At 35.2% G+C, this 11,861-nt stretch carries 14 protein-coding genes and 1 pseudogene; 13 read left to right on the top strand and 2 right to left on the bottom strand.

Annotation, left to right across the window (positions count from 1 at the left end):
- Window positions 1-4 precede the first annotated feature (4 nt).
- The 5 genes from glgD to AKG34_RS12260 all read left to right on the top strand — a co-directional run bounded on the left by glgD (window position 5) and on the right by AKG34_RS12260 (window position 5,485).
- On the top strand, window positions 5-1,111 hold the full coding sequence (gene glgD, locus AKG34_RS12280) for a glucose-1-phosphate adenylyltransferase subunit GlgD (protein WP_053346324.1): 1,107 nt from the start codon (window positions 5-7) through the stop codon (window positions 1,109-1,111).
- Between the two features lie 16 nt (window positions 1,112-1,127).
- A complete protein-coding gene (gene glgA, locus AKG34_RS12275; protein WP_053346323.1) occupies window positions 1,128-2,567 on the top strand; it encodes a glycogen synthase GlgA in 1,440 nt (479 codons plus the stop codon).
- 115 nt (window positions 2,568-2,682) lie between these two features.
- A complete protein-coding gene (gene cls / locus AKG34_RS12270) occupies window positions 2,683-4,188 on the top strand; it encodes a cardiolipin synthase (RefSeq protein WP_053346322.1) in 1,506 nt (501 codons plus the stop codon).
- A gap of 74 nt (window positions 4,189-4,262) precedes the next feature.
- Entirely contained in the window at window positions 4,263-5,018 is a 756-nt protein-coding gene (locus tag AKG34_RS12265; protein ID WP_053346321.1) for an exodeoxyribonuclease III, read from the top strand.
- A gap of 65 nt (window positions 5,019-5,083) precedes the next feature.
- Window positions 5,084-5,485, top strand: a complete 402-nt coding sequence (locus AKG34_RS12260) for a hypothetical protein (protein ID WP_053346320.1) — start codon at window positions 5,084-5,086, stop codon at window positions 5,483-5,485.
- 199 nt (window positions 5,486-5,684) lie between these two features.
- Here AKG34_RS12260 and AKG34_RS12255 read toward each other — a convergent pair whose 3' ends face one another.
- Window positions 5,685-6,206, bottom strand: a complete 522-nt coding sequence (locus AKG34_RS12255; protein ID WP_053346319.1) for a DUF2179 domain-containing protein — start codon at window positions 6,204-6,206, stop codon at window positions 5,685-5,687.
- A 248-nt stretch (window positions 6,207-6,454) separates the two neighbouring features.
- On the opposite strand from AKG34_RS12255, the gene AKG34_RS12250 reads away from it, so the two are divergent.
- From AKG34_RS12250 to AKG34_RS12220, 7 genes are all read left to right on the top strand, one after another.
- Window positions 6,455-6,799 (top strand): avidin-fold protein, encoded by a 345-nt coding sequence (locus AKG34_RS12250; protein ID WP_053346318.1) that lies wholly within the window; start codon window positions 6,455-6,457, stop codon window positions 6,797-6,799.
- Between the two features lie 28 nt (window positions 6,800-6,827).
- Window positions 6,828-7,397, top strand: a complete 570-nt coding sequence (locus AKG34_RS12245) for a histidine phosphatase family protein (RefSeq protein ID WP_053348092.1) — start codon at window positions 6,828-6,830, stop codon at window positions 7,395-7,397.
- Between the two features lie 92 nt (window positions 7,398-7,489).
- The gene (locus AKG34_RS12240) at window positions 7,490-8,158 is read left to right on the top strand and encodes an NAD-dependent epimerase/dehydratase family protein (RefSeq protein ID WP_053346317.1); all 669 of its coding nucleotides are present in this window, start codon (window positions 7,490-7,492) and stop codon (window positions 8,156-8,158) included.
- An 87-nt stretch (window positions 8,159-8,245) separates the two neighbouring features.
- Entirely contained in the window at window positions 8,246-8,668 is a 423-nt protein-coding gene (locus tag AKG34_RS27580) for a hypothetical protein (protein WP_152952283.1), read from the top strand.
- A 45-nt stretch (window positions 8,669-8,713) separates the two neighbouring features.
- Window positions 8,714-9,130 (top strand): BlaI/MecI/CopY family transcriptional regulator, encoded by a 417-nt coding sequence (locus AKG34_RS12230; protein ID WP_053346315.1) that lies wholly within the window; start codon window positions 8,714-8,716, stop codon window positions 9,128-9,130.
- Window positions 9,130-9,984 (top strand): M56 family metallopeptidase, encoded by an 855-nt coding sequence (locus AKG34_RS12225; RefSeq protein WP_053346314.1) that lies wholly within the window; start codon window positions 9,130-9,132, stop codon window positions 9,982-9,984. Before AKG34_RS12230 ends, AKG34_RS12225 begins: the two co-directional genes overlap by 1 nt.
- Window positions 9,985-10,054: 70 nt before the next feature.
- Entirely contained in the window at window positions 10,055-10,483 is a 429-nt protein-coding gene (locus tag AKG34_RS12220; protein ID WP_053346313.1) for a DoxX family protein, read from the top strand.
- Window positions 10,484-10,607: 124 nt separating this feature from the next.
- On the opposite strand, the pseudogene AKG34_RS26985 reads toward AKG34_RS12220, so the two are convergent.
- Window positions 10,608-10,727 (bottom strand): annotated as a pseudogene (locus AKG34_RS26985) (IS3 family transposase); the annotation flags it as partial.
- Window positions 10,728-10,900: 173 nt separating this feature from the next.
- Here AKG34_RS26985 and AKG34_RS12215 point away from each other — a divergent pair.
- Window positions 10,901-11,326, top strand: a complete 426-nt coding sequence (locus tag AKG34_RS12215; RefSeq protein WP_053346312.1) for a VOC family protein — start codon at window positions 10,901-10,903, stop codon at window positions 11,324-11,326.
- Window positions 11,327-11,861: the final 535 nt, after the last annotated feature.

Here is an 11,861-nt window from a genome sequence, read left to right as displayed (position 1 = left end):
TGTTATGGATAACGTGTTGGGAATTATTAACTTAATCAATGAAAGACAACATTTAAAAGAGTTGACTGCTCATCGTAATGTAGCATCCGTGCCATTTGGTGGACGTTACCGTCTAATTGACTTTACGATGTCGAACTTCATAAATGCAGATGTATCGAAGGTAGCCGTTTTTCCAAAGGAAAAATATCTTTCTGTTATGGATCATCTTGGGTCGGGGAAAGAATGGAATTTGGATCGGCGTTCAGGAGGGTTGTTCATCTTGCCTCCTATCCATCCAGATGAAACTGTGACAGGTGATATGAAACAGTTTTATGATCATCTCAGCTTTTTTGAGAGGGCTGATGCAGAAACAGTTATCATTTCTCCTGGAAGTCATGTATGCAAAATAGATTTTAATGAAGTACTTGCTTATCATAAAAAGCATAAAGCAGATATCACAGTCGTCTATAAAGATTATGTAGGGGAATTGATAGAAAAACCAATTTATCACACCTGCTCAGTTGATTCAGATGAAGATATCACGGACATTAGCTTTTATACGATACCTAGACCTGGAGACCATGTTTGTCTAGAAACCTTCATTATAAGTAAAACCCTTTTGGTGAAATTGATCAAAAGCTGTGTCGCTAGTGGGGAAAATGACTTCTTGAAAGATGCTGTAAAAGCTAACCTTCATCGTTTTAATGTTAAAGGTTACAATTTCACCGGAGATATGCCATTTATCCACTCGATTGAAAGTTTTCATTCAAGCAATATGAATTTTTTGAATCCTTCAGTTATCCGCTCTTTCTTCGGTGATACATGGGATGTTTATACAAAAATTAAACATGAAGCACCTACCAAATATTCAGGATCCTCTAAGGTTACTAATTCTTTAATAGCCAACGGTTGTGTTATTGAGGGGACTGTCGAAAACAGTATACTTTTTCGTGGGGTAAAGGTAAAAAAAGGTGCTATCATAAGGAATAGTATCATCATGCAAAAAGGTGAGATAGAAGAAGGTGCAATCGTAGAAAATATTATTTCTGACAAAGAAGTAAAAATTACTAGTGAGAAAACAGTTATTGGTATAAAACAACCGACTGTAATAAAAAAAGCAGAAATTATTTAATAGAGGAGGTGCGGCAATGAATGTTTTATTTGCTGCTTCAGAATGCGCCCCTTTTATAAAAACGGGAGGGCTAGGAGACGTAATAGGTGCGCTCCCGAAAGCGCTAAAAAAACAGGGAGTCCATGTAAGTGTTATTCTTCCAAAATTTGAGGATCTTCCTTTCCATTTTAAACAGGATATGAGACATATTACGAGTATCGAAGTTCCTGTTGGATGGCGTCAGCAATTTTGCGGAATTGAAAAGCTTGTTGCAAATGGAATTACATATTATTTTCTTGATAATGAATATTATTTCAAAAGACATGGAAGTTATGGGTTTTTCGATGATGGTGAGAGATTTGCCTTTTTCTCCCGTGCCATTTTAGAAGCTCTACCTTATTTAGAAGAAAAGCCGGACATCATTCACTGTCATGATTGGCAAACAGGCCTGGTCAGTGTCCTGAAGAAAGCTCATTATCACAATCATCCTTTCTACCAAGATATTAAAACAGTATTTACGATACATAATTTACGCTACCAAGGAGTTTATTCAAAAACTGTTCTAGCAGAATTATTGGATTTGAGTGAATTGTATTTTAATATCGACGGACTAGAATTCCATGGAAATGTCAGTTATCTGAAAGCAGGTATTGCTTTCTCAAACATTGTCACAACTGTAAGCCCAAGTTATGCAGAAGAAATTCAGACTGCATATTATGGTGAGAATTTGAATGGTTTCTTAAGTAAACGAAGTGGCGATCTTAGAGGAATTATTAATGGGATTGATTATGAAGAATATAATCCTGTCACAGATGAATTCCTTTCGATTCCCTTTAACACCTATGATGGAAAGATGGAAAATAAACGTCAGTTACAGGAATCATTGAATCTCCCAGTCAATGATGGCATCCCTGTTATATCAATGGTAACCAGGCTGGTTGATCAAAAAGGAATTGACCTTATTCTTCATGTTTTTCATGAAATGATAAACCAAGGAATTCAATTCATTCTACTAGGTACCGGTGATGAACAATATGAATCGGTCTTCCGTAATCTGGCTGATCAATATCCAAATCAAGTTTCGGTGAATACATACTTTGATGAAGGATTGGCAAGACGGATTTATGCTGGATCTGATTTATTTTTAATGCCTTCTCAATTCGAACCATGTGGAATCGGGCAACTCTTGGCGATGAGGTATGGTACATTACCGATAGTAAGGGAGACCGGTGGGCTTCGGGATACGGTTATTCCATACAATCAATTTACTGACGAGGGAAATGGTTTTAGTTTTACGAATTATAATGCACACGATATGCTTCATACAATTGAGCAATCAGTAGGAATGTATAAATTCCAGCCGAAAAGGTGGAAGAAGTTGGTTGAAAATACAATGAAACTGGATTTTAGTTGGGCTTCGTCATCCGTAAAATACCTTGACCTGTATGAAAGCTTAATTCCTGTAAAAATCAGATAAAGAAAAAGATAAAACACTTACGAAATTTGTCTTCGTAAGTGTTTTTGTTTCTTTTGCAATGAGATATGGGTATATGACAGATATATATAATATTGCAGTGTAGGAGAATGAAAAAATGAGAAGAAGAAGAATGGAATTTGTATTTTTATTTATTTTAATCGTATCGGTTTATATGATCGTTTTTAGTCAGGTTAGCTTCAACACGAAGCTAATTTTTATTGGGTTATATGTTTTTGTTATGTTTATTACGATATACTCACTGATGCTAGAAAATAGATTTGCACATGATACTCTTCTATGGATGTATGTGCTTTTATTTTTCCCTGTATTTGGCTATGTCTTTTACTTGTTTTCTGGCCAACTTTATTTAAAGGGGTATTTGTTCCAAAGTAAAAGAAAAAAAGACCGGGAAGAATGGAAAAGTCTTGTCACCCATGTATCTTCACCAGACCTTACGTTCTTGAACAATCATCAGAAGTCCTTTGCAGCTTTTGCCAAGAATGCTTCTGAGACGACTATAAGTACAGCTTCAAAAACGGAAGTGTTGAAAAATGGAAATGAAACGTTTTCAGAAATCATTAAACAGTTAAAGAAAGCGGAAAAATTCATTCATATTGAGTATTATATTTTCCGTTCAGATAGACTTGGAACAGAAATTATAGATATTCTAATTGAAAAGGCAAAAAAAGGTGTAGAAGTTTTATTTATTTTTGATGCTGCAGGTAGTTTAAGTCTTTCAAATAATGAAGTTAAGCGGATGAAAAAGGCAGGTGTTAAAGCATATCCATTTTCGCCGTTAAAACACGGATTTTTCAATCAAAAGTTTAATTTTAGGAATCACCGAAAAATCATCATCATTGATGGGGAAATTGGTTTTGTGGGTGGTTTGAACATTGGTGAGGAGTATTTAGGAAGAAATAAAAACATTGGATTTTGGCGTGATACGCATATGGTCCTTGAAGGGGAAGCCGTTTACATGCTTCATACGGTATTCCTGTTAGATTGGGAATATGTAAGTGGAGAAGATGTTTTAGAAGAACGTCCGGAGATCAATACCAGAGTTGAAAAAGGAGATGGAGCGGTTCAGGTTGTTGCCAGTGGCCCTGATACACAGCAGGGAATCATGAGTGATTTTTACTATTCTCTGATAACTTGTGCAACAAAATCAATCTGGATTGCAAGTCCATACTTTGTACCGAATCAAGCGATCAAAGCAGCGATTAAGCATGCTGCCTTAAAAGGGATACAAGTCAGACTTATGGTTCCTGCGGTAAATGATGGTTTTTTAACCCAATATGGGAGTCGTTCTTATTTCGGTGAACTTCTTCAATTTGGCGTAGAAGTTTACTCGTACAAAAAGGGTTTCTTGCATCAAAAACTTATCATTGTGGATGGTGATATTGCTTCAATTGGAACGGCAAACATGGATATGAGGAGTTTCCATCTTAATTTCGAGGTGAATGTCTTCCTTATGGGTAGCAGTTCCATTAACGATCTAGTCACTCATTATCAAGAGGATATGAAGGATAGCGAAAAACTAGATCCATTAAGTTATAATAATCGAGGTTTGCTGGAACGCTCAAAAGAATCTTTTGCCCGGTTATTTTCTAATGTACTCTGATGGGCAAAAAATCAAATCAATAGTATAGTTGTGATAGAAAAGAAAAGTTTGCTATAAGGAGATTGTAAAAGATTATGAAATTGGTTTCTTGGAACGTAAATGGAATTCGAGCTTGTGTTAAGAAAGGATTTTTAGATTACTTTAAAGATGTGGACGCAGATATTTTTTGTCTTCAAGAAACGAAACTTCAAGAAGGGCAGATTTCACTTGAACTAGAGGGGTATCATCAATATTGGAATTATGCTTTGAAAAAAGGTTATTCAGGTACAGCCATCTTCACGAAGGAAAAACCGCTTTCAGTCAAATATGGTGTAGGGGAACGCGGTGAGGAACCGGAAGGCAGAATCATAACACTCGAGTATGAAAAATTTTATATGGTTAATGTTTATACGCCAAATGCCAAAAGAGATTTATCAAGACTTGATTATCGTCTTGAATGGGAAGATGAAATTCGTAATTATCTGAAAGAGCTAGACTTAGTAAAACCAGTTATCTATTGTGGCGATCTAAATGTAGCACATCAGGAAATAGACTTGAAAAACCCTAAACCAAATGTTGGGAATTCTGGTTTCACATTAGAAGAACGAGGTAAAATGACTGATTTACTTGATGCAGGGTTTGTTGATACGTTCCGCCATTTTTATCCTGACCAGGAAGGTGCTTATACCTGGTGGTCATATATGAGTAAGGTAAGGGAGAGGAATATCGGATGGAGAATCGATTATTTTATTGTTTCCCATCGTCTCGTGGATTCTTTAATAGAGGCCAATATTCATTGCGATATTATGGGCAGTGATCATTGTCCGGTTGTTTTGGAAACAGCTCTTTAACTCGGATAAATTCGGTAAAATGGGGATACTATGGGTTATCCATACTCAACAGGAGGTAATACGTTATGAACACATTTATTGTGAGTTTCCATCAAGAAGATAATGTTGACAGCATGCAGGTACAAAAATTGACGACCGCAGAATTTGAAAAATCAGCATCACGTGGAATCCGCAGGTTATTTGAACTGGATACAAATATGGGATCTTTCGTCTTTTTTGATGCAGAGGATGATGAAGGAGATTTATCAAATCTTGTTCTACAATATGAAGAAGATAGTCAGGATCCTAGTGATTGTTACTCGTTCTCCAAAAATGATTTTTATGAATTCATGGCCCTTTATTTACAAGGCATGGATGAAATGGAGGAGGAAGAGGATGAAGAAGACAACGAAGACTATGGACCAATCCATCATCTTGCACACTTGATGTTTCATGTAGTTGAAGAAGGAAAGTCTGTTAAACCGTAACCGATTTTAGATTATGGGTTGTGAGGTACTTGTGAACTTGATCAACTATCAATTAACACCTAGGAAGATCTTGTTCTTCTCTATAAATCGTGTCATAAACAAATTCACGTCTTGTATTCAAATCGTGAGATAGCCAAGAGATTATAGAACGTAAGGAAAAGCCCATCTTGAAAAAGATGGGCTTTTGTAGTCTTTTTATTCAGCTTGCTTTATTCTTCAACCGATCCAGTAAAAACCCACCTTTAAAATACCTTGGTTCATAAGAAATAATGAAGGCTTTTGGTTCAAACTTTTCAACTGTTGCAATTAATTCTTGCTCTCGGTTTCGTTTTGTTAAAATTTCCATCCGATAACGGTTGCTGTCCCTTCCTTCACCGGTATAAAGAGTGACACCGAATCCAATGCTTCTTAAAGTATCAATCAAATATTCATTTTTTGCTTGAGTATTAACGGTTACATTTATATAACCGATGGCGAGTTTTTGCTCAATTTTCGTTCCAAAAATAATCCCGATACCAAAACCAACTGCATATACAACCATGGCGATTATGCTTTGGTCACCGCCAAATACAAGAGATAAACCAAAAACGTATACTAACATTTCTGCAATGCCTAATATAGATGCCAGTACGGTTATATTTTTCACTAAAAATATAGTCCGTAGTGTATAAATTGGAACATAAATAAGTTGCAATAATAAAATGAGCAGAATTTCTTTCAATTGAGCACCTCACCAATTTTTTTATAATTTCTTTGATATTTCATATAGAATCGCCCTCCCATATGAAACATCTTCCATAATCTAATCATAAGACAATGGATGAATTCAATGGAAATATTATGTATTTATTCTCAGCATTTCTAATCATAGAAAATCCTATAATTTAATGTGTTTGAGAATTTCATAATACTCTTTTTTGCTTTAATTTGGTATCATTATCCTAAATAATTTATCTGGGGGGATTGTCTATGCTTAATTATAACGGAAGAACATTTATAGCAAAAGATAATTCGGAAAATGGAGAAGTATCGGCAAATACATTCTTTTACTATTCACAAGAAGGAAATATACTTACAGCAAGTTATGAAGGGGGAGAGATTATTAAAGGGACTTTAATAGGTGTTGTTAATATGGATGGGTCACTGGAATTTAGGTACAATCATATTAATGAAAAAGGTGAAATTAGAGGAGGTAGCTGTCTTTCCACGCCGGAAATGTTGCCTGATGGACGAGTCCGATTGCATGAAAAGTGGAAATGGTTAGATCTCGAGCAGAGTGAAGGTCATTCCATCATTGAAGAAGTGAAAAAATAAAGATTTTACATAGAGAGGTTTGGGGACAATTACTACTATTTGTCTAGTACGTCATGGTCAAACTGATTGGAATGCATTAGGAAAACTGCAGGGACAGACTGACATCCCACTAAATGAACAAGGAAAGATACAAGCACAGAAGTGTGGTGAATTTTTGTCTAAAGCAGATTGGGATGTAATTATTACAAGCCCTCTAAAAAGGGCTAAAGAAACTGCCGAAATCATTAGCTCCTATATTGATAGGCCAGTGATTGAAAAATTAGAATTCATAGAAAAGAACTTTGGCTCTGCTGAAGGAATGACAGCGCATGAAAGAGAGTCTGCATTCAGTGATAAAGTCTATCCTAATCAGGAGAGTCAGGAGTCTTTACGTGATAGGCTGGTAAAAGGACTTCAAGAGATTCAGCAGGGGTATCCTGAGAAGAAAGTGATCCTTGTTGCACATGGCGCAGTGATTCATTTTATTTTACGATTGATGTCAAATGAGGCAATCGTATCAAAACAAATGAGGTTATTTAATGCTTGTTTAAGTACGATTAGATTTGAGATGGATTCCTGGATTATTGAGGATTTTAATCAAGTAAATCATCTATCCTAATACTCTATGATTTTCAAAAAGTTCTTTAGGAAGAAAAAATGAAATAAAAGTATAGCTGCTATTTAGTAGCTTATAAAGGAAAGAAGGAAATCATGACAATAAAAACTGCATTGATTTTAGGTGCAACTGGAGTCGTTGGTACCCATTTAGTTAAAGAGTTAAGTAACAGCAATAATTATAAGGAAATCCACTTGCTAACTAGAAGGGAAATAGAATCTAAAGAACCTAATTGCGAAGTCCATGTTGTGGAGTTTGATAATTTAGTCAGATATGCAGATTTATTCAATGTCACTGATGTTTTTATTTGTTTAGGTACAACTATTAAGAAAGCCAAATCGAAAGAAGCTTTTCGTAAAGTTGATTATGAACTTGTTATTGAAGCGGCAAAAATGGCGAAAGCATCTAATGTTGAGAAATTTCTCGTCATAACAGCCATGGGAGCCAATTCCAAATCCAAGTTTTTCTACAGTCGTGTTAAAGGCGATGTGGAAGGAACACTACAACAACTAGAATTGAATTCTGTACATATATTTCGCCCGTCCTTACTTCTTGGTGAACGAAAGGAATTTAGGGCAGGTGAAAAGATTTCTGGTATGATTGGTTCTTTTGCTAAATTTCTCTTTGTTGGCCCTTTACGTCCATATCGTGCCATAGAAGCATACAAAGTAGCTGCTGCAATGTATGCTGCGGCCCAAAAGCCGACACAAGGGTATCATTTCTATAATTCTCATGAAATAGAAAAACTTACAACAAGGAGTTAATCATTAATTAGTGAAACGAGCCTTTATTAGGCTCGTTTCTTTAAAATTCGAAGCAAAAACTGAGATTTAATATAAAAGCAAATTTTTATGGAGATTCATTCTGCTTATCAGGAAAAAAGGATCCGGGTTTTGGATGTTCCTGTTAGCAGGGGAACATTTGGAGCTGAAAGGAATTTTGACTGTAATAGCAGGTGGAGATCCAGAAGTACTGGAAAAAGCCAGGCCAGTGTTGGAGGTAATGAATGGCCAAATAATCATTTGGTAGGCCCTATTGGTGCTGGAAAAGCTATTAAAGCAATTAATCAAATGTTTTCAGGTCATGAAAAACATTTCGATGGTCGGGATCATGTAATTAACACGCTATTTCAAACCATACTTCAATCTTGTATGCATTACTCGACTCAATTAAGCTTAACAATTAATAATCCAAGAAGGGTTACAAATTCGATTGTGCCGGCCCATAAAGAAATTTGGATATACATCAGATCTAATCTTCCTGATGAAACTTGATTCTAACAAGAATTTCCACTACAATTCGTAGTGGGAGGGTAAATGATGAATATTAAAAATTTTAAATATGATGAAGTTGGACTGAATCGTTTCTTTGGTCCCTTGGAAGCTAGTATCATGGAATATTTATGGGATAAAAATGAACAGAGTATTAAAGCGGTGCAGCAATCATTGGAGCTTGACAAGCCTATCAACTTTAATACAGTAATGACAGTCATGAATCGTCTAGTCGAAAAAGGCATACTTGAAAAGAGGTCTGAAGGAAGGCTTTCATTATTTCGCCCTGTGCAATCTAAAGCGGAGTTTTTAGAAGAGCAGTCAAAGAAACTGACTGAGAATTTGCTAGATGAATTTGGTGGTGCTGTCATTAGCCATATGCTTGATGCCATGAAAGACGCTGACCAAGCTTTAATTGAAAAATTGGAACAAAAAATTCAATCGTTAAAAAAGGATAAATTATAATGTGGAAGAAAAAGTCTTATTTTGTGATAAGCCTTAGTCTTCTAATTGCCGGTGTAGTATGGAGCCAAATGGGAGCGTTTTTGGTACACATCTTTTTTGGAGTAAATATTAAAGCCAACTTTTTTAAATTTTGCTTTAGTCTATTCAAAGAAGGTTCAGTATACTACTTTGTGGTCATCACACTGCTCATTATAGTAATATCCTATAGTATATTGATCACCCTATTCAAAATTGCAGAGCAATATCTCCTTTCCAGAAGGTTTAAACAAAAGCTTTTTAACTACAAAAACGTTGAAAAGACAAGGTCTATAAACGAAACATTCAAACGGGCCAACAAAGATATCTTAGTTGTGAATTCTGATCAACCTCTTGCGTTTACGCTTGGTTTCAGGCGACCTTTCATTGTGTTTAGTACTGGTTTAATTCAATTATTGGACTTTGATGAGCTAGAAGCAGTAGTAGAGCATGAGGCCTTTCACCAAAAAAAATATGATCCATTGGTAATCTTTATTTTACAGTTGATCTCACAGGCGTTATGGTTTGTCCCACTGACAAAATGGTGTTATGAAAATTACAAAATAATTAGTGAATTATTAGCCGATGAATATGCGATTAATAAAATGGGGACTGAATTAGGCATAAGCGCTGCTTTGTTGAAGTTAATTAAACATTGTTGCTCTGATAAATCCTCTCCTGTCCTTGTCCACTTCTCGCATGAATCAGTTAACTATAGACTTCAGGAATTAGTTGATCCTAAAAGTACAATTCCTTTAAGGGCTGATATTACCACGATTTTTGTCTCTATTTATGTTTTGATTATACTATTGGGAATGACTATAGTGATTGTCGGATGACTTTCACTTGATTTTTTTATACCTTTACACTACACTTTGTAGTGTAAAATACAATAAAAGGAGATGTGTCATGAAAAAACAAGAAATCGGTACCTTTTTATTAAGAGTAATGTTGGGAATTACATTTTTGATGCATGGTTTGTCAAAATTCCAAACTGGATTGGATAACATTTCTGGATGGTTTCAAACTATAGGCATTCCGGGATTTATGGCCTATGTAGTTGGTACAATTGAATTGGTTGGAGGAATTGCTTTAATTTTAGGTCTTGGAACAAGAATAATTTCTGCTCTCCTTATATTCATTATGGCTGGTGCAATTGTTTATGTGAAATTTCCAGCAGGCTTTATGGGGAATGGAGAAGGTGCAGGATTCGAATTAGACCTTATTCTTATGATTATTGCACTTCACCTAGTATTAAATGGAAGCCGATTCCTATCGATAGATTCTAAGTTACCAAACCATAAAAAAGGACAAGATTCAGAAATAATAGCGAGTTAATAAGGATATACAATATCAAAGTGTTAAGTTTTATGCTCACCAAATTGAAACACATAGACTAAAGTCAAAAAAAGAGCTTATCAATTAAAGTGAACCCAAAAAATTAGACACTTTTTTTAGTTAGTTAGGCAGCTTTGAGGGCATGAACCGAGTAATCTACTGGGCTCATGCCTTTTAATTTCACCTTGATGCGTTGGTGATTGTAGTAATGGATATAATCTTCTAGTTCTTGTTTAAAATGCTCAAAAAATTGTTATTCTTCAAGTAATATATATTGACGAACATATGTTCTTTATTATAAAATACAATCATGGGTAATAATGGTATAGTGGTTATTATCACTGACAAGTTCAAAAGGAAGCTTGGAAGTTACTCAAGGTTTGTAAAAAAAATTAGAACCAAAGGAGCTATTTAATTATGACAATGCGATTATCTCCCTATTTAATGATGAACGGAAATGCGAAGGAAGCGATCCAATTTTACGAAAAAGCATTGGGTGCAAAGGTCCTTTTTAATCAAACTTTTGGAGAAATGCCAGAAAACCCGGAATTTCCTATACCAGAAGAAGCAAAGGAACTTGTGTCACACGCAATGTTAAAGGTTGGAGAAACGGACCTCATGTTTTCAGATATGTTTCCAGGTCAAACTAGTCAAACTGGAGATCAAGTTACGATCTGTATTTCAACTAACGATATCGAAAAATCAAAACAAATTTTTGAATACTTGTCGCAAGATGGACAAGTGAAAATGCCCCTGCAGGAAGCTTTTTTTAGCCCTGCTTATGGGATTGTATCGGACAAATTCGGTGTAACTTTTCAAATTTACACAGAGGGTCAACAATAATTTTTTTCTAGTATAAAAATAGCCCAAAGCAGCTGATTTGGTGACTTTTCCGTTCCAACTTAAAATCAATAGTTGAGCTTGTATAAATCCAGATTGGAACATCATATATTGAAAATTCGCACGAAATAGCGGTTATTTTGAATGAAATCAATAAGAAACAATCAATGCGAAAAAAATTTATTTAATGATTGAATATGATTAGGCAAAAGATTATAACTGAATTTTTTACTAATAAGGAAATGATTAGTTAAAATCGTTCCAAGGTAACCAACTTAAGGCACAATTGGTGAAGAATAATTAAATCCCAATTTCTCATTAATATCACTGAGAGATTGGGATTTTTTTTATTCTGGAATATTCTTAACGTTGTAAATCTGCGTTTTGCTTGAGGTACTCCTTATCGAATGATAGGTGCGATTCTTCATTAAGAAGGATCGCCTTTTCTTATGCAGTTAAAGTAATCATATCATGTATCAGAGGAAGAGAAGACCACATTTGTGCAATATGTAGGCATTCGGAAAGAGAGGATTATTAT

The organism is Peribacillus butanolivorans (genome assembly GCF_001273755.1).
In the GTDB taxonomy this organism is placed as follows: Bacteria; Bacillota; Bacilli; order Bacillales; family DSM-1321; genus Peribacillus; species Peribacillus butanolivorans.
Note: the sequence above shows the minus strand (reverse complement) of the source record. Positions and strands in the feature narration are given on the sequence as shown.

Bases quoted from the DNA above. Each gene is read 5' to 3' on its own strand.
- AKG34_RS12260 (WP_053346320.1), top strand. From the start codon at position 5,084: ATGAACACATTTATTGTGAGTTTCCATCAAGAAGATAATGTTGACAGC.
- AKG34_RS12220 (WP_053346313.1), top strand. From the start codon at position 10,055: ATGAAAAAACAAGAAATCGGTACCTTTTTATTAAGAGTAATGTTGGGA.
- glgD (WP_053346324.1), top strand. From the start codon at position 5: ATGGATAACGTGTTGGGAATTATTAACTTAATCAATGAAAGACAACAT.
- AKG34_RS12250 (WP_053346318.1), top strand. From the start codon at position 6,455: ATGCTTAATTATAACGGAAGAACATTTATAGCAAAAGATAATTCGGAA.
- AKG34_RS12240 (WP_053346317.1), top strand. From the start codon at position 7,490: ATGACAATAAAAACTGCATTGATTTTAGGTGCAACTGGAGTCGTTGGT.
- cls (WP_053346322.1), top strand. From the start codon at position 2,683: ATGAGAAGAAGAAGAATGGAATTTGTATTTTTATTTATTTTAATCGTA.
- AKG34_RS12230 (WP_053346315.1), top strand. From the start codon at position 8,714: ATGAATATTAAAAATTTTAAATATGATGAAGTTGGACTGAATCGTTTC.
- glgA (WP_053346323.1), top strand. From the start codon at position 1,128: ATGAATGTTTTATTTGCTGCTTCAGAATGCGCCCCTTTTATAAAAACG.
- AKG34_RS12215 (WP_053346312.1), top strand. From the start codon at position 10,901: ATGACAATGCGATTATCTCCCTATTTAATGATGAACGGAAATGCGAAG.
- AKG34_RS27580 (WP_152952283.1), top strand. From the start codon at position 8,246: ATGGAGATTCATTCTGCTTATCAGGAAAAAAGGATCCGGGTTTTGGAT.
- AKG34_RS12225 (WP_053346314.1), top strand. From the start codon at position 9,130: ATGTGGAAGAAAAAGTCTTATTTTGTGATAAGCCTTAGTCTTCTAATT.
- AKG34_RS12265 (WP_053346321.1), top strand. From the start codon at position 4,263: ATGAAATTGGTTTCTTGGAACGTAAATGGAATTCGAGCTTGTGTTAAG.